19 protein-coding genes are annotated in these 23,513 nt (G+C 60.4%); 15 read left to right on the top strand and 4 right to left on the bottom strand.

The window, feature by feature from the left end; translation table 11 throughout:
• Nucleotides 1-28 precede the first annotated feature (28 nt).
• Complete coding sequence (locus U5L73_RS11045; RefSeq protein WP_322562395.1) at nucleotides 29-1,513, bottom strand: protein adenylyltransferase SelO; 1,485 nt, start codon at nucleotides 1,511-1,513, stop codon at nucleotides 29-31.
• Nucleotides 1,514-1,651: 138 nt separating this feature from the next.
• Between U5L73_RS11045 and U5L73_RS11040 the strand changes: the two genes are divergently transcribed.
• From U5L73_RS11040 to U5L73_RS10980, 13 genes are all read left to right on the top strand, one after another.
• The gene (locus U5L73_RS11040; protein ID WP_322562394.1) at nucleotides 1,652-3,280 is read left to right on the top strand and encodes a 3-(methylthio)propionyl-CoA ligase; all 1,629 of its coding nucleotides are present in this window, start codon (nucleotides 1,652-1,654) and stop codon (nucleotides 3,278-3,280) included.
• A gap of 155 nt (nucleotides 3,281-3,435) precedes the next feature.
• On the top strand, nucleotides 3,436-5,535 hold the full coding sequence (locus U5L73_RS11035; RefSeq protein ID WP_322562393.1) for a 3-hydroxyacyl-CoA dehydrogenase NAD-binding domain-containing protein: 2,100 nt from the start codon (nucleotides 3,436-3,438) through the stop codon (nucleotides 5,533-5,535).
• Between the two features lie 35 nt (nucleotides 5,536-5,570).
• Entirely contained in the window at nucleotides 5,571-6,746 is a 1,176-nt protein-coding gene (locus U5L73_RS11030) for an acetyl-CoA C-acyltransferase (protein ID WP_322562392.1), read from the top strand.
• An 86-nt stretch (nucleotides 6,747-6,832) separates the two neighbouring features.
• Nucleotides 6,833-8,689 (top strand): acyl-CoA dehydrogenase, encoded by a 1,857-nt coding sequence (locus U5L73_RS11025; protein ID WP_322562391.1) that lies wholly within the window; start codon nucleotides 6,833-6,835, stop codon nucleotides 8,687-8,689.
• Nucleotides 8,689-8,913, top strand: coding sequence for a hypothetical protein (locus U5L73_RS11020; protein WP_313880603.1), 225 nt, complete (start codon nucleotides 8,689-8,691; stop codon nucleotides 8,911-8,913). Before U5L73_RS11025 ends, U5L73_RS11020 begins: the two co-directional genes overlap by 1 nt.
• Before the next feature lie 96 nt (nucleotides 8,914-9,009).
• Nucleotides 9,010-9,801, top strand: a complete 792-nt coding sequence (locus tag U5L73_RS11015; RefSeq protein WP_322562390.1) for an SDR family oxidoreductase — start codon at nucleotides 9,010-9,012, stop codon at nucleotides 9,799-9,801.
• Complete coding sequence (locus tag U5L73_RS11010; RefSeq protein WP_322562389.1) at nucleotides 9,798-10,262, top strand: PaaI family thioesterase; 465 nt, start codon at nucleotides 9,798-9,800, stop codon at nucleotides 10,260-10,262. Before U5L73_RS11015 ends, U5L73_RS11010 begins: the two co-directional genes overlap by 4 nt.
• 82 nt (nucleotides 10,263-10,344) lie before the next feature.
• On the top strand, nucleotides 10,345-12,027 hold the full coding sequence (locus tag U5L73_RS11005; RefSeq protein WP_322562388.1) for an isovaleryl-CoA dehydrogenase: 1,683 nt from the start codon (nucleotides 10,345-10,347) through the stop codon (nucleotides 12,025-12,027).
• 17 nt (nucleotides 12,028-12,044) lie between these two features.
• The gene (locus U5L73_RS11000) at nucleotides 12,045-12,983 is read left to right on the top strand and encodes a glutathione S-transferase family protein (RefSeq protein ID WP_322562387.1); all 939 of its coding nucleotides are present in this window, start codon (nucleotides 12,045-12,047) and stop codon (nucleotides 12,981-12,983) included.
• Entirely contained in the window at nucleotides 12,980-13,543 is a 564-nt protein-coding gene (locus U5L73_RS10995) for a GNAT family N-acetyltransferase (protein WP_322562386.1), read from the top strand. Before U5L73_RS11000 ends, U5L73_RS10995 begins: the two co-directional genes overlap by 4 nt.
• A 40-nt stretch (nucleotides 13,544-13,583) precedes the next feature.
• Complete coding sequence (locus U5L73_RS10990) at nucleotides 13,584-14,483, top strand: SDR family oxidoreductase (protein WP_322562385.1); 900 nt, start codon at nucleotides 13,584-13,586, stop codon at nucleotides 14,481-14,483.
• Between the two features lie 72 nt (nucleotides 14,484-14,555).
• Nucleotides 14,556-15,164: a methylamine utilization protein gene (locus tag U5L73_RS10985; RefSeq protein WP_322562384.1), complete on the top strand. Its 609-nt coding sequence runs from the start codon at nucleotides 14,556-14,558 to the stop codon at nucleotides 15,162-15,164.
• Nucleotides 15,161-17,536: an EAL domain-containing protein gene (locus U5L73_RS10980; RefSeq protein WP_322562383.1), complete on the top strand. Its 2,376-nt coding sequence runs from the start codon at nucleotides 15,161-15,163 to the stop codon at nucleotides 17,534-17,536. Before U5L73_RS10985 ends, U5L73_RS10980 begins: the two co-directional genes overlap by 4 nt.
• On the opposite strand, the gene U5L73_RS10975 is transcribed toward U5L73_RS10980, so the two are convergent.
• On the bottom strand, nucleotides 17,527-18,480 hold the full coding sequence (locus U5L73_RS10975) for a histone deacetylase (RefSeq protein ID WP_322562382.1): 954 nt from the start codon (nucleotides 18,478-18,480) through the stop codon (nucleotides 17,527-17,529). The genes U5L73_RS10980 and U5L73_RS10975 overlap by 10 nt on opposite strands.
• 125 nt (nucleotides 18,481-18,605) lie before the next feature.
• On the opposite strand from U5L73_RS10975, the gene U5L73_RS10970 reads away from it, so the two are divergent.
• Complete coding sequence (locus tag U5L73_RS10970) at nucleotides 18,606-18,767, top strand: hypothetical protein (protein WP_313880613.1); 162 nt, start codon at nucleotides 18,606-18,608, stop codon at nucleotides 18,765-18,767.
• A gap of 93 nt (nucleotides 18,768-18,860) precedes the next feature.
• Here U5L73_RS10970 and U5L73_RS10965 read toward each other — a convergent pair whose 3' ends face one another.
• Both U5L73_RS10965 and U5L73_RS10960 read right to left on the bottom strand, forming a co-directional pair.
• The gene (locus U5L73_RS10965) at nucleotides 18,861-20,123 is read right to left on the bottom strand and encodes a methyltransferase (protein ID WP_322563499.1); all 1,263 of its coding nucleotides are present in this window, start codon (nucleotides 20,121-20,123) and stop codon (nucleotides 18,861-18,863) included.
• 273 nt (nucleotides 20,124-20,396) lie between these two features.
• Nucleotides 20,397-20,996, bottom strand: coding sequence for a transporter substrate-binding domain-containing protein (locus tag U5L73_RS10960; protein ID WP_322562381.1), 600 nt, complete (start codon nucleotides 20,994-20,996; stop codon nucleotides 20,397-20,399).
• Nucleotides 20,997-21,022: 26 nt separating this feature from the next.
• On the opposite strand from U5L73_RS10960, the gene U5L73_RS10955 reads away from it, so the two are divergent.
• On the top strand, nucleotides 21,023-23,473 hold the full coding sequence (locus U5L73_RS10955) for a Tex family protein (RefSeq protein WP_322562380.1): 2,451 nt from the start codon (nucleotides 21,023-21,025) through the stop codon (nucleotides 23,471-23,473).
• The last annotated feature ends 40 nt before the right edge of the window (nucleotides 23,474-23,513 follow it).

The following is a 23,513-nucleotide window of genomic DNA, read 5'->3' as shown; positions in this document are numbered from 1 at the left end:
TGAGTGGATGCAATGCAGCGCTGAAAGTTCAGGAGCTGCAGCTGATGGAAATCTGCGCGGCCCAGTCAGGCGGAAAGCCGGCCCATGGCTCGAACTCCGGATGCTCGTCGTACGGCGTCTCCAGTACTTTGAGCAGATCAGCGACCACGCTGAAATCCTTTCGCCGGGCCGCTTGGATGGCTTGCTCGCCCAAATGGTTGCGCAGCACATACTTGGGGTTGGTTTTTAGCATCAAATCAGCCGCTGGCGCCCGTGGAATTTGCGCGAGTAGCTCCGAATAAGATAGCAACCAGGCGTCAAAGCCGGCTCTATCCAGGAACAGGTCGCGCACCGAGTCAGCAGCTGCTGCTGGGTCAGCCACCCAGTGGCTGAGGCGCCGCCAGAAGATGGTGAAGTCAACCTTGTCAGCCGCCAACAACTTCAAAACGCTTTCGATGACCGGCTTCTGGGCTTTTTGCACTTCGGTAAAACCGAGCTTGGCCGCCATGCGACGCGCAAACGCGTGGGGGTACAAATCCTTGAACGTCTCAAGCGCAGCAATTGCATGCTCTTGTTCGTCAATCAACGGCATCATGGCCTGGCCCAAGCAAAACAGGTTCCAGTAGGCCACGTTAGGCTGCTTGTAAAAGGCGTAGCGACCGCTGGTGTCCGAGTGGTTACAGATGTGACCGGGGTCGTAAGCGTCCATAAACTGGAAGGGCCCGTAATCGATCGTCAGGCCCAAGATGCTCATGTTGTCGGTGTTCATCACCCCATGGCAAAAGCCCACCGCCTGCCAGTGCGCCACCATCTCGGCGGTGCGCGCGGTCACAGCGGCCAGCAGCGCCACATAGGGGTTGCCGTTCCAACGCACTTCGTTGCGGCACTTGGGGTAATAGTGGTCGATGACAAAATCGGCCAAGGTTTTCAGCTCGCCGGGCATGCCGTGATGGCAAAAGTGTTCAAAGTGCCCGAAGCGGATGAAACTTGGTGCCATACGCGTCACCACTGCGGCTGTTTCTATCGTCTCGCGCCGTACTGGCACATCGGCCCCGGTGACACACAGCGCGCGCGAAGTGGGCACGCCCAGACCATGCATCGCCTCACTGGCCAGAAACTCGCGGATGCTGCTGCGCAACACAGCGCGGCCATCGCCCATGCGGGAGAAGGGGGTCAAGCCCGCGCCCTTGAGCTGGACTTCCAAGCCATCGACTTCGCCCAACAGGATGGCGCGCCCATCGCCCAACTGCCCGGCCCATTGGCCGAACTGGTGGCCGCTATACACACTGGCCAGCGGCAAGCTGCCGCTCAGCGGGCGGTTGCCGGTGAGCGCCTGCAACACCTCAGCGTCGCGCAACAAAGCCTCGTCCCAACCGGCGCTGCGCGCGGCAGCTGCGCTGGTGCCCACCCAGTAAGGTGCCGGAAGCGGGGTGGGGGAGAGGGGCTCATAAAACGCGCTTCCGAGTGTGGCAAAGCGGTTATTCCAGCGGAGGGGGAGGTCCAGAGCGTCGGGCGCAGGGGGCAAATGGGGCATGGATGAATTGTCCCGCATATGACTAATTCAGCGTCTCCGAGGGGACTTGCTCGCATTACTATGTGTGTCGCCGAAGTTGCAACAGTGTGTTTCGCGCGTTGGTGTGTTTGTTACAAAAATTTAGACAGAGGTGACTTGATGTTAGGTCTGATGCAAAGCCAGCAGTTGCTGATCTCCACCTTGATTGATTTTGCCGAGCGCCATCATGGTGAAGGTGAAGTGATTTCCCGTCGGGTGGAGGGCGATATCCACCGCACCAATTACAAAGAGGTGGCCGCCCGTTCCCGCAAAGTGGCCAACGCCCTCGATGGTCTGAGCCTCGCGTTTAGCGACCGCGTAGCCACATTGGCTTGGAACGGCTACCGCCACTTGGAGTTGTATTTCGGGGTGAGTGGTTCGGGTCGCGTGCTGCACACCCTGAACCCGCGCTTGCACCCCGACCAGATTGTGTGGATCGCCAATCACGCCGAAGACCAAGTCTTGTGTTTCGACATGAGCTTTTTGCCCATCGTGCAAGCCGTGCACAGCCGCTGCACCACCATCAAACATTTCATCGCGCTGTGCGATGCGGACAAGCTGCCCGCCGACTCCGGCATTCCCGGCCTGCAAAGCTACGAGGCTTGGATCGGCCAGCAGCCCGCCACCTACACCTGGCCCGAGTTTGACGAAAACTCGGCCTCCAGCATGTGCTACACCAGTGGCACTACCGGCAACCCCAAAGCGGCGCTCTACAGCCACCGTTCCACCATCTTGCATGCGTTCTCCGGCGCTTTGCCCGATGCGCTCAACATGAGCGCCCGTGATGCGGTGCTGCCGGTGGTACCCATGTTCCACGTCAATGCCTGGGGCTTGCCGTATTCGGCTGCCATGACCGGCGCCAAGTTGGTGTTCCCCGGCCCTGCGATGGATGGCAAGTCCATTTTTGAATTGATCGAAGCCGAAAAGGTCAGCTTTGCGGCCGGTGTACCCACCGTGTGGCAAATGATGCTTAGCCATATGCAAGCGGGCGGCCTGCGCTTCTCGACCCTGAAGCGCACCGTCATCGGCGGCTCGGCGTGCCCGCCAGCGATGATCACCGCCTTCAACGATGTGTATGGCGTGGAAGTGCTCCATGCCTGGGGCATGACAGAGATGTCCCCCCTCGGTACGGTGTGCACCCTAAAGAACAAGCACCTCGCCATGGACTCCGCCGACAAGATGAAGGTCCGCCTCAAGCAAGGCCGTGGCATTTATGGCGTGGACATGAAGATCGTGGACGGCGAGGGCGTAGAACTGCCGTGGGACGGCAAAGCCTATGGCGACTTGCTGGTCAAAGGCCCGTGGGTCATCAGCGAGTACTTCAAAGGCGAGGGCGGCTCGCCGCTGGTGGATGGTTGGTTCCCCACCGGTGACGTGGCTACCATCGACTCCGACGGCTTTATGCAAATCACCGACCGCAGCAAAGACGTGATCAAGTCCGGCGGCGAGTGGATCAGCTCCATCGATGTCGAAAACATCGCCATGGCCCACCCCGCAGTAGCGATGGCGGCTTGCATCGGCATGAAGCACCCCAAATGGGACGAGCGGCCCATCATTGCAGTCGTTAAAAAGTCGGGCAGCGAAGTAAGCCGCGATGAGCTCATCTCGTTTTACGACGGCAAAACCGCGAAATGGCAGGTGCCGGACGATGTGGTGTTTGTCGAGGCGATTCCCTTGGGGGGCACCGGCAAAATGCAGAAAACTAAATTGCGGGAACTGCTCAAAGACTACAAGCTCCCCGGCGCGTAAGCGAGCGTTCAAAGGCTGGGTGAGCCAGCGCTGAGATTCGGGAAAACCCTTTGTCCCAGCGGTGACAAAGGGGCTTGGTGAGGGGGGTAAAGCTCCTACAATCGAAAAAAGAACGATCGTTCTATTTTGAAATTAACCTCACCCACGGAGCCTGCATGACCGCCCAGTACCAAGTCCATGGCGATATCGCCGTCATCACCCTGAACAACCCGCCGGTCAACGGTTTGGGCCTTTCCACCCGCCAGGGAATTGCAGACGGCATGGCCCAGGCCAATGCCGATGCCGCGGTCAAAGCCATTGTGATCACCGGTGCCGGCAAGGCGTTTTCCGGCGGTGCGGATATCACTGAATTCGGCAGCCCCAAGGCCCTGCAAGAACCCAACCTGATCAGCGTCATTAAGGTGCTTGAAAACTCTGCGAAGCCGGTGGTCGCGGCGATCCACACCGTGGCCATGGGCGGCGGTTTGGAGCTGGCCTTGGGATGCCACTACCGCATTGCGGCCCCCGGAACCAGCATTGCGCTGCCGGAAGTCAAGCTAGGGCTGGTGCCCGGTGCCGGCGGTACCCAGCGCCTGCCACGCGTGCTGGGTGTGGAACCTGCGCTCAACATGATTGTGAGTGGCGAGCCCATCAAGAGCGAAATGCTCGCCATGTTGCCCGGCCAAAAGCTGTTCGACAAACTGTCCGCCTCCGCAGAAAGCCTCGCTGAAGAGGCCTTGGACTTTGCGCGTTCGGTGGCCGATGTGCGCCCCTTGCCACTGGTGCGCGATCTGAAGTGCAAGCACCCGCAAGGCGATGCTTACTTCCAGTTCGCCCGCAACATGGTCAAGGGCATGAGCAAAAACTTCCCGGCTCCCGCCAAGTGTGTGGATGTGGTGGAAGCCGCTACCAAGAAAAAGTTTGACGAAGGCATGCAGGTCGAGCGCGAGGCGTTCATTAACCTGATGTTTACTGCGGAGAGCAAGTCGCTGCGCCACCTGTTCCTGGCAGAGCGTGCGGCATCCAAAATCGCGGATGTGCCCTCGGACACTGCGCAGCGCGCTATCAACTCTGTAGCAGTGATCGGCGCCGGCACCATGGGTGGCGGCATTGCCATGAACTTCCTGAACGCCGGCATTCCCGTGAAGATGCTGGAAATGAAGCAAGAGGCACTGGACCGTGGCATTGCCACCATTCGCAAAAACTACGAAGCCCAAGTCGCCAAGAAGAAGCTCAAGCAAGACAAGTACGAGCAGCGTATGAGCCTGCTGACCACCACGCTGAGCTACGACGACCTTGCCGGCACCGATATGGTGATTGAAGCGGTGTTTGAAGAGATTGGCGTTAAAGAAGCCGTGTTCAAAGAGCTGGACCGCGTGATAAAGCCCGGCGCCATCCTGGCATCCAACACCTCTACCTTGGACGTCAACAAAATCGCCAGCTTCACTAAGCGCCCGGAAGACGTGGTGGGCCTGCACTTCTTCAGCCCTGCCAACGTGATGAAGCTGCTGGAAGTGGTGCGCGGCGAAAAGACCGCCAAAGACGTGATGGCCACTGTCATGTCGGTCGCCAAAAAGATCAAAAAGACGGCCGTGGTGTCTGGCGTGTGCGACGGCTTCATCGGCAACCGCATGATCGAGCAGTACGGCCGCCAGGGCGGTTTCCTGCTGGATGAAGGCTGCACCCCCGAACAAGTGGACAAGGCCATGGAGAAATTCGGCATGGCCATGGGCCCCTTCCGCATGGGCGATCTGGCCGGCAACGACATTGGCTGGGCCATCCGCAAGCGCCGCTACACCGAGAAGCCCGACATGAAGTACAGCAAAACGGCTGACTTGTTGTGCGAAAAAGGCCGCTTTGGCCAAAAGACCGGTGCCGGCTGGTACGACTACGTGCCCGGCAAGCGCGACGCCATCCCGAATGCGGAAGTGGTGGCCATGATCGAAGAACACCGCAAGGCGCTGGGCATCACCCCCCGCAAAATTTCCGACGAAGAAATCGTGCAGCGGCTGGTATTCAGCTTGGTGAATGAAGCCGCTCACATTCTGGAAGAGGGCATTGCCGCCAAGGCCAGCGATATCGACATCGTGTACATCTTCGGCTACGGCTTCCCTGCCCACCGCGGTGGCCCCATGAATTACGCCGACGAAGTGGGCCTGTTCAATGTAGTGCAAGCCATGAACCGCTTTGCCAAGAACCCGCTGGACGATGCCAAGTTCTGGCAACCCGCGCCGCTGCTGGCCCGTTTGGCCGCTGAAGGCAAAACCTTCAACTGAGCGTTCGCGCCGTTCACATCATTCAAGGAATCACCATGACATCAGCAGTTATTGTTTCTACCGCACGCACCCCCCTGGCCAAGAGCTGGAAGGGTTCTTTCAACATGACCCATGGCGCCACGCTGGGCGGACACGCCGTGGAGCACGCGATTGCGCGCGCCGGCATCGACGCCGCTGAGGTGGACGACGTCATCATGGGCTGTGCCACCCCCGAGGGCGCTACCGGTGCCAACATCGCGCGCCAAGTGGCCCTGCGCGCCGGCTGCCCGGTCACTGTGTCGGGCATGACCATCAACCGTTTCTGCTCATCCGGCCTGCAGACCATTGCCACCGCGGCCCAACGCATCATCTCCAATGAAGGCGATGTCTACGTGGCGGGTGGTGTGGAAGCTATCTCCTGCGTACAGCAGGAAATGAATATCCACATGCTCAACGACCCGTGGCTGAGCAAAAACAAGCCCGAGATCTACTGGAACATGTTGCAAACCGCTGAGAACGTGGCCAAGCGCTACAACATCAGCCGCGACGCGATGGACGAGTACGGCGCTGCGAGCCAGCAGAAAGCCACCGCAGCCCTTGAAGCCGGCTTGTTTAACGCCGAAATTGCCCCCATCACGGTCACGATGGGTGTGGCCGACAAAGTCATGGGCCTGATGACCAAACAGGTTACCGTGAGCGACGACGAAGGCATCCGCGCCGGCACCACCAAAGAAGGCATCAGTGGGCTGCGCTCGGCGCTGCCCGGCGGCCTGATCACTGCAGGCAACGCCAGCCAGTTTTCCGATGGCGGTGGTGCTGCGGTTCTGATGCATGAAAAGCTGGCCGAGCAAAAAGGCCTGCAACCCTTGGGTCGCTTCTTGGGCTTTGCGGTGGCCGGCTGCGAGCCTGACGAAATGGGCATCGGCCCCGTCTTCGCCATCCCCAAGGTCTTGAAGCGCCTGGGGCTGACCATGAACGACATCGACCTGTGGGAACTTAACGAAGCGTTTGCGGTGCAGGTGCTCTATTGCCGCGACAAACTGGGCATCCCCGCAGATCGCCTCAATGTCAACGGCGGCGCCATTGCGGTGGGTCACCCCTACGGCGTATCCGGCCAGCGCTTGACCGGCCATGCGCTGATCGAAGGCAAACGCCGCGGCGCCAGAAAAGTCTGCGTCACCATGTGTATCGGCGGCGGCATGGGCGCAGCGGGCGTGTTTGAAGTGCTGTAACCCGCACGACACTATTGGCCATCTGAAACGAGCCGGTCTGCGCACAATCCGCAGTCCGGCTTTTTTATTTTCTTGAGACTCCGTCCATGACCTTGCGCACCACCCTCGATTTCCTGCTCCACGATTGGCTGGACACCACTGGCCTCACCAGCCGTGAGCGCTTTGCGGACCACAACCGCGAAACCTTTGACGCGGTGCTGGACACCTGCGAGCGCATTGCACGCGAGAAATACGCGCCCTTCAACCGGCTGGTGGATACGCAGGAGCCTCACTTTGATGGCGAGAAAGTCACGCTGCCGCAGGCCACGCATGACGCTTTCAAGGCGTATGCCGAGTCCGGCATGCTCAGCGCCGCACAAGACTACGACATAGGCGGCATGCAGTTGCCCTACAGTGTGGAAGCCGCAGCCAATGCATTTTTCGCCTGCGCGTCGGTCAGCATCGGCTCCAGCTTGCTGTCGGTGGGCAATGCCAACCTGCTGATGGCGCATGGCACCGAACTGCAAAAGCAGGTGTTTGCCCACAACGAGTTCTCGGGCCGCTGGGCCGGCACCATGTGCTTGAGCGAGCCTCAGGCCGGCTCATCCCTTAGCGATGTGGCGACCCGTGCGGTGCCGGACGGCGAGGGCTTTGAGTCTGACCCGCTGGGCGTGCGTTATCGTCTGCGCGGTAACAAGATGTGGATCTCCAGCGGCGAGCACGAGCTCACCGAAAACATCGTGCACCTGGTACTCGCCAAAATTCCGGATGCAGATGGCAAACTGGTGCCGGGCACCCGTGGTATCTCGCTATTTATCGTGCCCAAGAAGATGGTGAACGCCCAGGGTGAGCTGACCGGCGTGCGCAATGACGTGGCGCTCGCCGGCCTGAACCACAAGCTGGGCTGGCGCGGCACCACCAACACGCTGCTGAACTTTGGTGAGGGCAAGTTCCCCGTGGATGGCCAAGCCGGCGGACCCTTTGGAAACGGCGCAGGCGCCGTGGGTTACCTCGTGGGGCAGCCGGGCAAAGGCCTAGCCTGTATGTTCCACATGATGAACGAGGCCCGCATTGGCGTGGGCATTGCGGCCACCATGCTGGGTATGGCGGGCTACTACGCCTCGCTGGACTATGCCAAGAATCGTCCGCAAGGTAGGCCCATTACTGGTGCCGGCAAGGATGCCGCAGCTCCGCAAACCCGCATCATCGAACACGCCGATGTGAAGCGCATGCTGCTCACGCAAAAGGCCTATTGCGAAGGTGCTTTGGCGCTGGAACTGTATTGCGCCCGACTGATTGACGAGCAGCACACCGGTACCGCGCAAGACGCTGAAGAAGCCCGCTTGCTGCTTGAGGTGTTGACCCCGATTGCCAAAAGCTGGCCCAGCGAATGGTGCCTGGAGGCCAACTCACTGGCGATCCAGGTGCATGGCGGCTATGGCTATACCCGCGACTTCCCCGTGGAGCAATTCTGGCGCGACAACCGCCTGAACATGATCCACGAAGGCACCCATGGCATTCAAGCCTTGGACCTGCTGGGCCGCAAGGTGCTGATGGAGGAGGGCAAAGGCCTCACACTGCTGAGCCACCGCATCTTGGCGACCGTTAACCGCTGCAACGGCATTCCCGCGTTGGCGCCCCATGCGAAAACGCTCGGCAAAGCTCTGCAGGATGTGGGCGCTGCTACCCAGAAAGCCTGGTCCACCGGCGTGCCCGGCGAGGCCTTGGCTAACGCGGTGCCGTACATGCAGGCATTCGGCCACACGGTGCTCGCCTGGATCTGGCTCGATGTGGCCGCCTGCGCGCTGGACAACGACCCGCAACAGGAGACGCTGGAGACGCAGGGCCATGTGGGTTGCGCCAAATTCTTCTTCCACTATGAGTTGCCAAAGATAAATGCCTGGCTGGGTGTGGTGCAATCGAGGGATCTGACTTGCGCAACATTCCCCGAAGGAGCTTTCTGATGGCATTTTTTAAGAAATACAACGGCACCACCAACGTCAAATTGGTGCGCATGGAGCGCTTGATCTGGGCGCTGATTTACGGCGGCCTGCTGGCCATGGTGTTGGGCTACTTTATTGACCAACAAGAGGCGCAAGACGCAGCCTTGTTTTACAACCTGGGCGGCCTCGCGGTCGTGGGCGGGGTGGTCATGGTGTTTATCCGCTCGCGCTTGCGCGGCGAATAGGGCCAAGCACCCGCTTCTATCGCTGAGGGGACAGGCTTTTACGCAGGGTTCTGCACACAATTCCGTCCATCTTTTTTGCAACGCTAGGCTGACAGCATGACACGCACCATCCAACAACTTTTCGACCTCACTGGCAAGAACGCCTTGATTACCGGAGGCTCTCGCGGCCTGGGTCTGCAACTGGCCCACGCTTTGGGCGAAGCCGGCGCCAAAGTGCTGATCAGCTCGCGCAAAGCGGCGGATCTGGAAGAAGCCTGTGCCGAGCTGCAAGCCGCCGGCATCGATGCCCGCTGGGTGGCTGCCGACTGCGCCAAAGAGTCCGAAATTCAGCGCCTGGCGGATGAAACCCTGCAGCGCTTGGGCGATGTGGACATTCTGGTCAATAACGCCGGCGCCTCCTGGGGTGCACCCGCTGAAGACCATCCACTGGAGGCCTGGGACAAGGTGATGAACCTCAATGTGCGTGGCTACTTTTTGCTGAGCCAGATCATCGCCAAAAAGAGCATGATTCCACGCAAAACCGGTCGCATCATCAACCTAGCCTCGATTGCCGGGCTAAACGGCAATCCGCCAGCTATGCAAACCATTGCCTACAACACCTCCAAGGGTGCAGTCATAAACTTCACCCGCGCTTTGGCAGCGGAATGGGGCAAGTACAACATTACGGTCAATGCAGTGTGCCCGGGCTTTTTCCCCAGCAAGATGACAGCCGGTTTGTTGCAAGCCATGGGCGAAGAGAACCTGGCCGCTGCCGCACCGCTCAAGCGCTTGGGCGACGACGAAGACCTGAAGGGCCTGTGTGTGCTTTACGCTTCTGACGCCGGCAAACACATCACGGGCCAATGGCTGGCGGTGGATGGCGGCGTCAGCGTGGTTACCGGTGCATGAATAACCTTTGGGAAAAAGCGGTGGGCTTCGGCGTTGAGATTCCCTTCGCCACCCATCTCGGCTTCGAGCTCACGGTGTTTGAGGGCGGACGCTCCGAGATCCGCTACACGCCACGACACGAGCACCTGAATTCGTTCAACGTCACCCATGGTGGCGCGCAAATGACGCTGCTGGATGTGACCATGGCCAGCGCGGCGCGCAGTGAAACACCTGAGCTGGGCGTGGTCACTATTGAGATGAAAACCAGCTTTATGCAACCCGCTGTCGGCGCCCTGACCGCCAAGGGCGAACTGATGCACCGCACCGCCACCATGGCCTTTACCCAGGCGACTGTGTATGACGCCAACGGCAAAGCCTGTGCGCATGCCACCGGTACCTTCAAGTATATGAAGCGCCTGGCCACCGGCGCACGCAGCGTGAACGCGCTGAGCGCACCGGGCGCCAGTATTGCCACTGACTAACACACTATTAGCCAAATTGGCCTCTAGCGCCCGTTCAGCGAGTGCAAGCAGCTATCAAAAGAATAGCGTTTGAGGAGATAGCATGCACAGCGAGACAGCGTTCCCCGCCACCCATACGGTGCTCAACCAGGCTGAGCCGTTGTTCAACACCAATCTGCTGACCGGTAATCGTGCCTTGCAGAGCGCACTGCGTTTTCATGCTCCGAATCTGGACACATCCGCACTGCAATCCGTGGGCGCGCAAATGGGCAGCCTGTCCATGCAAACCCATGCACGCCTAGCCAACACCCACAAACCGGTACTCCACAGCCACGACCGGCTGGGCCGCCGGGTGGACCAGGTGGAGTTCCACCCCAGCTACCACGCGCTGATGGATGCCGCAGCGCAAGCCGGCCTACATGGCAGCCCCTGGGACCCCGCGGCGCGAGAGGGCGCCCACCTGCGGCGGGCGGCTGCGTTCATGCTGTTTACCGAAGCCGAGCCGTCCATCCTGTGCCCGATTTCCATGACCTACGCGGTGCTACCGGCGCTGCGGGGCAACCCGGCCGTGTTTGAGGCCTGGGCGTCGGGCCTGATGGCGCGTGCCTACGACCCCGAGTTCAAGCTCTACCGCCACAAACGCGGCCTGACCATGGGCATGGGCATGACGGAGAAGCAGGGCGGCTCTGATGTGCGCGCCAACACCACGCAAGCCATCCCCGACGGTGAGGACGCATGGGGCCCGCGCTTCAAGCTGCTGGGCCACAAGTGGTTTTTCTCGGCCCCTATGTGCGACGCTTTTCTGGTGCTCGCGCAAAGCCCGGCGGGCTTGTCCTGCTTTTTTGTGCCCCGCATCCTTCCCGATTTTGCGGATCCGCAAGCACCCGGCACGGTGAACGCCATCCGCATCCAGCGACTCAAAGACAAGCTGGGCAACCACGCCAACGCGAGCTCGGAAGTGGAGTTCCAGCACGCCACTGCGTGGCTGGTGGGCGTGGAGGGGCGCGGAGTGCCGCAGATTCTGGAAATGGGCACCATGACCCGGCTGGACTGTGCTTTGGGCACGACAGGTCTGATGCGCCAGGCGCTCAGCATCGCGCTGCACCACACCGCGCAGCGTCAGACTTTCGGCAAAGCGCTCATCGAGCAACCACTGATGCGCAATGTGCTGGCTGACCTTGCTATTGAATGCGAAGCAGCTTGCGCACTTTCCATGCGCATCGCAAGCGCTTTTGATCATGCTTCTGACCCGCACGAGCTGCTGATGGGACGCCTGCTGACGCCGGTGGCTAAGTACTGGATCTGCAAGCGCGGCGCTGCTTTTGCCCAAGAGGCCATGGAATGCTTGGGCGGCAATGGGTATGCGGAAGAGGGCGGAGAAGGCACCATGGCCCGCATCTACCGCGAGATGCCTCTCAACTCCATCTGGGAAGGCGCTGGCAACATCATGGCGCTGGACCTGCTGCGCGCGCTGCGCAAGGGCGATACCGCAGCAGCCCTGGCCCGTGAACTTGCTCCCGCCCATGGGGCCCACCCCGCACTCGACCGGCTGGCAGCGTCCTTGCCCACAAGGGTGGAACTCATGGCTACCGAGATGGAAGCCCGCCGCCTGGCGCAAGACGTGTCACTCGCCGTGCAAGCTGCGCTGCTTTACCAAACGGCGCCCACTGCGGTGTTCGAGGCATTTTGTGATTCCCGGCTAGGTGGCAATTGGGGTTACAGCTTCGGCACCCTGGGGGCTGCAGTGGACTTTGACACCATCCTGCAGCGCGCCATGCCTTATTGATTTTTCTGGAGAAACCCATGACAGACCTCATTCTTCACCACTACCCCACGTCACCATTCTCTGAAAAAGTGCGCCTGGTGCTGGGCTACAAACAGCTGGCTTGGAAGTCGGTCATCATCCCGGCCATCATGCCCAAGCCTGATGTGGTGGCACTGACCGGCGGCTACCGCAAGACTCCGTTTTTGCAGATCGGTGCTGATGTGTACTGCGACAGCGCGCTCATTTGCGAAGTGCTGGAGCAGCTGCGCCCCACGCCCACCCTCTACCCCGAAAACGACAAAGGCCTGAGCCGCATCGTGGCGCAGTGGGCAGACAGCACCTTGTTCTGGGCTGCCATGGCCTACAACCTGCAGCCCAAAGGGGCAGCCAGCATGTTTGAAGGAGCGCCCCCTGAAGCCGCTAAGGCCTTCGGCGCCGACCGCGCCGCCATGTCCAGTGGCATGACGCGTCTGCGCCCCGGTGACGCTGCTGCGGCCTACAAGAGCTACTTGCGCCGCATTGCCAGCATGCTCGAAGGCCAGGACTTTTTGCTCGGCAGTGCTCCCTGCGTGGCCGACTTCGCTGCCTACCACCCCCTGTGGTTCACCGCCAAACGGGTGCCGGTGATGGCCGACATCTTGAATGCCACGCCCTTGGTGCAAGCTTGGATGGCACGCATGGCGGCCATCGGCCACGGAAGCTTTGAGAAGTTATCTGCTACAGAAGCCATAGCAGCTTGCGCATATTCCGCGGGGGCTACAGCCCCATCAGACACTTATTTCCAGGACGAGCACGGTATCCCGCTGGGTAGCGAAGTGACCATCGCCGCCGAGACCTTCGGCCAGGAAACCACTGCCGGCACCTTGGTCGCCGCCACCCGCACCCGCTTCACGTTGAAGCGTGTGGACGAGCGTGCCGGTACGGTGCATGTGCACTTTCCGCGCATCGGCTATGTGATTAAGGCGGCGCAGGCATGAGTTTGGACATCCAGTGGCAGTGGCTCGCCTTTGATGCGCTGAGCCGCGACCAGTTGTATGAGCTTCTGCGCCTGCGCAGCGCGGTGTTTGTGGTGGAACAGAACTGTGTGTTCCTGGATATGGACGGGCTGGACGACAAGGCCATGCATTTGCTAGGAGTTCGGGCAGCAGCGGGCTCTGCTCCGTGTCCCCCGCCCGCGTTGCGGGCTCCTCCTTTACTTGCGCAGAACCCACTGCTACCTGAACTCCTTGGCGAACTTGTTGGTCGGGCTAAGACCGAACTAGTCGCCTATGTGCGCTGCTTCCCTGCCGGCGTGGCTTTTGACGAGGCCAGCATTGGCCGCGTGGTGACCAAGCCCGATGCCCGAGGTGGTGGTCTGGGCCACGTGCTGATGGCTGAGGCCGTCAAAGCGCTGGAAGGCGAATGGGGCCCTCAGCTGATTCGCATCGGTGCGCAAGCCCACCTCAAGTCGTTCTATGAGCAACACGGATTTGTGGACGTGGGCATGCCCTACATCGAAGACGGCATTCCCCATCTGGAAATGCTACGCGGCGCCTGAAAAGCAGCGTTGACCCACACCTATAACGAGGAGAACCCCTGTGATATCAAACTTTCAAGGCAAAACCGCCGTATTGACCGGTGCCGGCTCCGGTTTCGGGCTGGAATGTGCGCGCATAGGCGCCAAACTGGGCATGAACCTGGTTCTGGCTGACGTGCAGCAAGACGCGCTGGACAAGGCAGTCGCCGAAATGGAAGCCGCAGGCGCCCAGGTACTGGGCATGCGGGTGGATGTGTCGCAGGCGGAGCAGGTGGAGGCCCTGGGCGCCGCCACGCTGCAGCGCTTTGGCGCGCCGCACCTCGTGTTCAACAATGCCGGCGTGGGGGCAGGGGGCTTAATCTGGGAAAACACCGCTCGCGATTGGGAATGGGTACTGGGCGTCAACCTCATGGGCGTTGCCCACGGCGTGCGGGTGTTTACTCCCATGATGTTGGAGGCCGCCCAACAAGACCCGGCGTGGCACGGCCACATCGTCAACACCGCCAGCATGGCCGGCCTGTTGAATGCGCCCAACATGGGTGTTTACAACGTGAGCAAACATGCGGTGGTGTCGCTAAGCGAAACCCTGTACCAAGACTTAGCGCTAGTAACCGACCAGGTTTCCGCTAGCGTGCTGTGCCCTTTCTTTGTGCCCACCGGCATCAGCCAGAGCGAGCGCAATCGCCCATCGGGTGCGGCGCCCGCCCAACTCACCCGCAGCCAGCTGATCGGCCAAGCCATGACGGACAAGGCAGTGACAAGCGGCAAGGTCACGGCCGCCGAAGTCGCACAAATGGTGTTCGATGCGGTGGCCGAGGGGCGCTTCTATATCTACAGCCATCCCAAGGCGATTGCTTCTGTGCAAACCCGCCTGGAAGATGTGATGCTGGCGCGCAACCCCACCGACCCGTTTGCACATAAGCCTCACTTAGGAGAGGAATTGAAAAGATTACTCCGCTGAAACACTGACTATCTGTTAGTTTCAGGCAAAATGGGATCAAAGCCCGGACTGAACACTTGGTTGGAGAGCTCGATGCGTTGGAATTTACTGCCCTTACGACTGCTTTCATTCGTCACCCTTTGCACCGCGGGCATGGCTTTTGCCGACACCCAAGTGACGGTGACCGACAAAGACGGCAAGCCTCTCGCTAATGCGGTGATTTTTCTAGAGTCGCCCGCCGCAAAAGCCGCAGCCAAGCCGCTGTCCGGGGTCGAGGTCATTCAAATTGCGAAACAGTTTTCACCCCAAATCGCCGTGGTGACACCCAACACATCGGTTCTGTTTCCCAACAAAGACACGGTCAGGCACCACGTCTATTCGTTTTCTCCGGCCAAGAAATTTGAATTGAAGCTGTATACCGGCGTTCCGTCAGCTCCCGTAGTGTTCGACAAACCCGGAGTGGCCGTGCTGGGCTGCAACATCCACGACAACATGGTGGCGTGGGTATTGATCGTAGAAACCCCGTACTTCGGCATTACTGACGGCAAGGGCCGTCTCACCCTGGATGCTCCGGCCGGTAATTACCAACTCAAAGCGTGGCATTCCACGGTTTTGCCAGGCGCGCCCTTGAGTGAGCAGCCGGTCAAAATAACGCAGGGTAATGACACTCTCAGCGTCAAAGTTGCGGGGAGCTCGGCTTGAAGTTGTTTCGTTTTATGCGCAGATTCGGGGTGGGCACCAAGTTCGTGTCCACGTCAATCGCTATCCTTTTGGTGATTCAGTCAGCTTCCTACTTGGTCACCGAGCGCAACATTGACTCCATCGTTCGCCAGCAGGTCAAAGATGAACTGATTACGGTCGACGCCAATTGGTGGGCCTTGATGGAGCAGCGGGCAGCCAGTTTGCGCCAGAGCGTTTTGGTACTCGCCAGCGATTTTGGCTTCCGCGATGCGGTGCTGAGTGGCGATACCGAGACGATCCGCTCGGTGCTGGACAACAGCTCCGGCCGCATTGGTGCGACTTTCGCAGCTCTGTTGACGGTGGACTACAAGCTGCAAGCCTCGAGCACTGATGAGTTCACCGAAGCCGGCTTGGTCGAGTTTTTCCAGCAAACGGCGAGCCGACTGGCCTCCGGCGGCGATGGCTATGCGCTCATCGATTTTGACGAAAAGCTGCTGGTTACCGTCATGGTCCCCCTGAACGCTCCGGTTCAGGCGGGCTGGGTGATGATGGCCTTCCCCATCACCCGAGAGCAGGTGGAGGACCTGGTCAAAGTGAGCCGGGCCGATTTGGCCATCATCGGCTCCACCGGTGGAGTGACGGTCAGCAGTTTGCCGTCATCCACGTATCCGGCACTCTTGAACCTCAAAGATGGCGGCAACGGCATTTTGAACGGCCGCGAATACGTGGCGCGCAAATCGAGCGACCGCAGCCACTCATCGGGGCTCGAGGTCTACATGCTGCGGCCGATTGATGTGTTTGTGGAGCCTTTCTCCCGGGTGGAGCAGGCACTGCTCGCACTGGCCGCGATCGCTTTGCTGCTGTTTACGGTGGGCAGCTTCATTCTTGCCCGGCGAATCACGGTACCCTTGCGCAAACTTTCCAAGGCGTCTGACCAGCTGAGCGCCGGGGACTACTCCATGGCCCTGCCTGCGCTGCGGCACCGGGATGAGATTGGTGATCTTTCGCGTGCGTTTAACCACATGCGGACCAGCATCCAGAGCCAGCAAGACGAAATCCGCGCATTGGCTTTTTGGGATCGTTTGACCGGCTTACCCAACCGGATCCAGTTTCGCGATTTGGTGACGATGGCCATCAATAGCAACAACCAAGAGTCGGGTACCGGCCAGCCCGTGACCATCGTGATGCTGAACCTGGACCGCTTCAAGTTTGTCAACAACGTGCTCGGCTACGCGTTCGGCGACCAACTATTGATCGCAGTGGCCGAGCGACTAGTCAGTATCCCCGGTATCGTGCGTGAAAACATCGCGCGGGTTGGCGGCGATGAGTTCGCCATCGTGCTGGAGGGTGTGGATTCAGCCGGCGCGCTGCCGTTTGCGAAACAGGTGGCGCAGGCGTTCGAGGCTCCGATGAAGATGCAAGACCAAACGGTCGACATCAGCGCGGGCATCGGCATTGCCAGCTGGCCCAGTGATGCAGGTGATGTAGACCGCCTGCTGAGCCGCGCCGTGATTGCCATGTATGTCGCGAAGAATAAGTCGACCGGCATCCAGATTTACCACGCGGCTCTGGATTCCTCCAGCCCGGAAACACTCTCGATGCTCTCGGAGCTGCGTCACGCCGTGGAAAACAACGAGTTGCGGGTCTACCTCCAACCCAAACTCCACATCGCCAGCGGCACCGTCTCGTCTGCGGAGGCCTTGGTGCGCTGGCAGCACCCTGTGCGCGGCCTGGTGCCGCCGATGCAGTTCATCCCTTTTGCAGAGCAAACAGGCTATATCCGGCAAATGACCTTGTGGATGTTTGAAGAAGTAGCCCGCAATATGCAGCTGCTGAACGCTGGCGGCGGGCCCTTGTGTGTGTCGGTGAATTTGTCGACCCGTGACTTGCTGGACCAGGACTTCCCTGACAAGCTGGAAGACCTGATGCGCAAGCACGGTGTGGCTACCGACTCGTTCTGCCTGGAGATCACCGAAAGTGCCATCATGGACGACCCGGATCGGGCCGAGGCAACCCTTAACCGCCTCTCGCAGCGCGGCTTTAAATTGTCCATTGATGATTTTGGAACGGGCTACTCGTCACTGGCCTATCTCAAGCGTTTGCCGGTCAATGAGCTCAAAATTGACAAATCCTTCGTGATGGGGATGGACAGCAACGAGAGCGACAGTCTCATTGTGAAATCAACTATTGAACTCGCCCATAACCTTGGCAAAACCGTGGTGGCCGAAGGGGTGGAGAACCAGGCGATCACTGATAAGCTGCGTGCTTTGTCGTGTGATGAGGCTCAGGGCTACCACTTGAGCCGGCCTCTGCCCTTGGATCAGTTCAACGCCTGGCGCTTGAAGTTCTCTGAAACCGCTGCGGTTCAGACCGCTCCCACTTTTCAAATATAGACCTCAGGCTCTGCCCAGCGCCGCGCATGGGCAGCGGCGAGCCTATAGGTTTGCATTTGCACCGCAACCGTCTGCTCCAAGTCGTGGCCGTAGCCACCACCCATGGTGATCACTACAGGCAGCCGCCGGTCCAGGCACCATTCCAATACTCTTTGGTCGCGGGCTTGAAGACCGGCCGCAGTGAGCTTGAGCCGCCCCAAGCGGTCCCCTTCATGTGGGTCCGCACCGGCGAGAAAAAACACAAAATCTGCGGTAAAGCGCTGCTCCAGCTCCTGCAGGGCGTGGTCCAGGGTGCTTAGGTATTCATCATCGGTGCAGCCGTCGGGCAACCCGATGTCCAAGTCACTGGCTTCCTTCCGGAAGGGGAAATTTTTTTCGCCGTGCAACGAGAGGGTAAACACCGTGTTGTCGCCTTGAAACACGCTGGCGGTGCCGTTACCCTGATGCACATCCAAATCAATCACCGCCACCTGCAATTCACTGCGGCGGCTACCGTCCGGGCTGCGGCTGCGGCCCCATTCTGCTTGCATGACCCGGGCAGCTACGGCAAGGTCGTTGAACACGCAAAAACCGCCGCCCTTGTGGGCATAGGCATGGTGAGTGCCGCCGGCAAGGTTCGCTGCTACGCCCGCCACGAGGGCGGAGCGGGCGGCTGCCACCGTCGCGCCTACCGACCGCAGTGCGCGCTCGGCCATCGCAGGGCTCCATGGAAAACCGATTTCCCGCAGCACCGCAGGCTCCGCCGTGCCTTGCAAGATCGAGTCAATATAGGCCGGCGTATGCACCAACGCCAACTCGCCCTCGGTGGCGGGCGGTGCTTCGTGCAATGCGATTGCGGGAAGCTCCGCCGCGATCCGGTCGCGCAACATACGGTACTTGGCCATCGGGAAGCGGTGACCGTCCGGCAAGGGCAAAACAAACTGGTCCGAGTAGTAGGCAAGCATGTTTGGATTGTGGCAAATCCGCGCTTTTCGCCATGCTGTGGGGCCTTGATTGACATGGTCGCCGATAGCGGCCCAAAAAAATGAGAAAATAGCGGTTTTCTCACCAACCTCAACAGGATCGCCACATGGGCAACAAAATCTTTACTGAAGCAGACCGCAAAGCTACTCCCGCTCCCCAGCCACTGCCCGGCTTCACCCTGCCTACCGGCGGCCGTGGCCAGCGCGTGAGCTTGGAGCGTGGTGTTGCTACCCGTAGCAAGAAGAACCCAGGCAAGCGTCACCGCTAAGCCCTGCAACCGCTGCCGGCTGATGGCCGGCAGACTTGCAAAACAAAAGGCCCTGTTTCAGGGCCTTTTGTTTTGGTGGAAAGTTTCAGTGACTTAATGCACTGCCGGGGCTACGCCCAAGCGCCACAGGCTGGTAACTTCGCGGCTACGCGCCGGGTGAAGCGCATCTTCACGGGCTTGGCTTTTGGCGTGGATAGGTTTTGCGTCGCTGCGGCCGAGCACCACCAAGCCAGCAGCCGCTATGGCGTCCGTCAACATCGTGGGGCTGCGCAGCCCCAAGCGCTCGGCCAGATCCGACAAAATCAGCCAGCCCTCGCCACCGGGCAGCAAATGGCTCGACAAGCCCGCCAAATACGCAAGCAGCATCCGGCTGTTTTCGTCGTAAACCGCATATTCCACCGGCGCACTCGGCCTGGCGGGGAGCCACGGGGGGTTGCACATCACCAGGTTGGCGCGCCCCTCCGGAAACATGTCGGTTTGCTGCAATTCAATCGAAGCAGCCACGCCCAATCGGGCGAAATTTTCGCCGGCGCAGGCCAGTGCCCGCTTGTCTTGATCGGTGGCTACAACTTGAGGCACCTGCCGGCGAACCAGCACCGCCGCCAGCACGCCGGAGCCCGTACCAATGTCAAAAGCCCGGTAGGGGACGCTCTCCAGAACACCTGCTGCGTCTTGCGCAGGCAAAGGCTGCGCGGCCACCAAGTCGATGTACTCCCCACGGACCGGCGAAAAAACGCCGTAGTGCGGGTGGATTCTGTTGCCGGGTGCGGGGCCCAGAGCGGCAATCTCCACGCCATTTTTGCGCCATTCGCTCGCACTGCGCATCGCCAGAACATCACGCAGCGAGGCCACGCTTGCCTGCGCCGGTTCGACCACCGGTCCCCAGGCTTCTGTGCAGGCGAGGCGCGAGTCGGGCGCGCGGCGCAGCGTGATGTCGTAATTGCCATCCAAGGGCACGAGCACCATGGCCAGAATCCGGGCCCGCTGCGCTTGGGCCTGGCGGTGCAAATGAAAAACCTGGGGGTCCATCGGGCCGTCTGTAGGCGCTGCACTCGGGCCTTTTGCACCCCGGTTTTTGCGTCTGGGCGGGGTGTCAATGCGGCGTTGCAGGGCCTGCAGCAGTTGCCGCGCGTTATGGAAGTCGCCCCGCCACAGCAGGGCCGTACCGCCACAGGCCATCTCGTACGCCGCATCAGCAGTCCAGGTGTCGTCCGCCAGCACCACTTTCGTAGGCGGCGCCGCACCGCGTTCAGAGCGCCAGACCGCGGAGCAGGCTTGGCCCTTTTCGGTCCAATGGATGTATTGCGTGGGGGCGCGGGCGGGCAAGGTGCCGACGCTGGGGGTAATCGACTGCATCGGTTTGTTCGCTGAGAAGTGGTGGGCGGAAGGGAAGAGGGTAGGTTGTACCGCATTAAGCCACCGGGGCCAGACGGAGTACCACAAATTGGCGTATTTTTTGACAATCGCGTCGTACACGCCGTTGCTCTGGATGATCTTCAAGCCGGCATTGAACTGGTCACGCACAGCAGAGTTTTTGAACACGGCTTTCCGCGGGTTGGGCGGAAAAATGGGGTGGGTTGTGAGGGGCTTGCTGCGGTCGAGCTTGGGATCGAGCTCTCGCAAAAGATGTTACAGGATGCGTTTGTCCCCCACCACCACGTCAACCCGCCCGACGAATAACAAATTATTTTGAGTGACCTGCAGGGGGTATTCGGTGTATCGGGTGTGGCTACCCGCGACCCGTTTGAACCGCTCGCCCAACAAAAAACTCGCATTTTGAAAAGCCGCCACCGAATAGCCGGCCAGGTCTTCTATTTGTTTGATCGGGAAGCGATTGGCAGCCAACGTAATGGCCACGTTTTGGTTAGCAATATAAACCTCTGAAAAGAAGCCATCACCTCCGATACCTTCATCCACTGTCAAAAGCACGTCGAGCTGGCCAGCGCGATAAACCATAAGCACTCTGGACGGAGGAAACTGCTGGGCCTGCATGCTAAGCCCCACGGCTTGCAATGCCTCGCGGGCGATTTCCACTTCAAGGCCGGCCTGCCCGCCGTCCATCACATACGGCGGCTTGTTCAGGCCCATTCCCACCGTCAGCGGCTGCGCCCATGCCGCGCCACAAAAGGCGGCTAATAGGCTGGCACCCAGCAGGAAAGAGAGAACACGCGGCATCGGCAAAGTGTAGATCCTCTCTGTGGCACACTCGCGCCCTTGATTGAATTCCATCACCGGTTTTGACCGGCTTTTTCGCAATGCAGAAAATCATCGCGCAAATTGCGCAAGAAATCCGGGTACGGCCCCAGCAGGTCGAGGCCGCCGTAGCCTTGTTAGATGGAGGTGCTACTGTGCCCTTCATCGCCCGCTATCGCAAAGAGGTGACAGACGGGCTGGACGATATCCAGCTCCGCGAACTGGAAGCCCGTTTGGGCTACCTGCGCGAACTGCGCGACCGCAAAGAGGCCGTGGTCAAAGCCATTGACGAACAAGGCAAGCTCACGCCGGCGCTGCTGGTGGCCATCGATGCCGCAGCCACCAAGCAAGAAGTGGAAGACATCTACCTGCCCTTCAAACTCAAGCGCCGCACCAAGGGCCAAATGGCGAAAGAAGCCGGCTTGGAGCCACTGGCCGACGCTTTGTTTGCCGACCCCACCTTGGTACCTCTTGAGGCAGCACTGCCTTATGTGCAGCCGCCACTTACGCCTGAGCAAATCGCAGACAAACAACCCGACTTCTCCAACACCTTGGCAGTGTTGGACGGGGTGCGCGACATTTTGAGCGAGCGCTGGGCCGAAGATCCGGTGCTGGTGCAAGACCTGCGCGAATGGCTGTGGCAAGAGGGCTTGTTTCGCTCCAAGCTGATGGACGGCAAGGACGAAAACAACGCCGATGTGGCCAAGTTCCGTGATTACTTTGACTATGACGAGCCGATTGGCCGCGTGCCCAGCCACCGTGCGCTGGCGGTGTTCCGGGGCCGGTCGCTGGATATTCTGGATGCCAAGCTGGTACTACCAGAACCTGTAGCAAATGTGGCTGTAGCGCCCGCAGCATCTGCGCAAGCAGCTACGAATTCAGTAGCAAAACGACCTGCGGCAGTAGTGTCTCTGGCGGAAGGCCGATTGGCGCTCAAGCTGGGTTGGAGCCACCAGGGCCGCCCCGGCGACGACTTGATTCGCAAATGTGTGGCCTGGACCTGGAAGGTCAAGCTCAGCCTGTCCACCGAGCGCGACTTGTTCGCCCGCCTACGGGAAGATGCAGAAAAAGTTGCCATCAAGGTGTTTGCCGACAACCTGCGCGACCTGCTGCTGGCAGCACCTGCCGGCCCGCGCGTGGTCATGGGCCTGGACCCCGGCATCCGCACCGGTGTGAAAGTGGCGGTGGTCGATGCCACCGGCAAGCTGGTGGAGACCGTAACCGTGTTCCCGCATGAGCCGCGCAAGGACTGGGAGGGCTCGCTGCACACACTGGGCAAGCTGTGCGCCAAACACGGCGTGGACCTGATCGCCATCGGCAACGGCACGGCCAGCCGCGAGACCGACAAGCTGGCCGCGGACCTGATCAAGCTCTTGGCCACGATGGCGGACCAAGCCGGTGCCCCGGAAATCAAGGTCGACAAAGTGGTGGTGAGCGAGGCGGGTGCCTCGGTGTACTCCGCCAGCGAATACGCCAGCCAAGAAATGCCCGATGTGGACGTGAGCCTGCGCGGCGCGGCCTCGATTGCCCGCCGCCTGCAAGACCCATTGGCCGAGCTGGTGAAGATCGACCCCAAGAGCATCGGCGTGGGCCAGTACCAGCACGATGTGAACCAGAGCGAGCTCGCCAAAACCCTGGACGCGGTAGTCGAAGACTGCGTGAACTCGGTGGGCGTGGACCTGAACACTGCCTCTGTGCCGTTGCTCAGCCGGGTTTCCGGCCTGTCGGGCACCGTGGCTAAGGCCGTGGTGCGCTGGCGCGAGTCCAACGGTGCATTCAGCAGCCGCCAAGACTTGATGAAAGTGACCGGCCTTGGCGCCAAAACCTTCGAGCAAGCGGCTGGTTTCCTGCGCATCCGCGGTGGCAGCAATCCGCTGGACATGACGGGCGTGCACCCTGAAACCTACCCGGTGGTGGAGCAGATCATGTCCAAAACCGGCAAGCCCGTCGCCGAGATCATGGGCCGTGCCGACATGCTCAAGACACTCAAGCCCGAACTGTTCGCCAACGAACAGTTCGGTGTGATCACCGTCAAGGACATCTTCACCGAGCTGGAAAAGCCCGGCCGTGACCCGCGCCCTGACTTCAAGGTGGCCCGCTTCAACGATGGTGTGGAGGATATTGCCGACCTGAAGGAAGGCATGATTTTGGAAGGCACTGTGAGCAACGTGGCCCAGTTCGGCGCCTTCATCGACCTCGGCGTGCACCAGGACGGCTTGGTGCACGTAAGCCAGCTGGCACACAAGTTTGTGAACGACGCGCGCGAGGTCGTGAAGACCGGCGACATCGTCAAAGTGCAGGTGGTGGAAGTGGATGTGGCCCGCAAGCGCATCGGCCTTACTATGAAAATAGGAGCAGCTACCGCAGGCGCCAAGGGCGCTGGAGGGCAAAAAGCCGGTGATAACCGCTACCAGGGCCCGGCCCGTGGCGAGCGCCAAACTGGCCGCTACCAGGACAGCGCACCCTCCGCAGGCAACGCCATGGCAGCGGCGTTTGCCAAGCTCAAGCGCTAAGACCCGAGATTCGCGCAGCCGGCGCAACCCCGATCAAAGG

The organism is Rhodoferax sp. (assembly GCF_034520025.1).
In the GTDB taxonomy this organism is placed as follows: Bacteria; Pseudomonadota; Gammaproteobacteria; order Burkholderiales; family Burkholderiaceae_C; genus Allorhodoferax.
The sequence above is the reverse complement of the archived record's forward strand: the minus strand, read 5'-3'. Positions and strand labels throughout refer to the sequence as shown.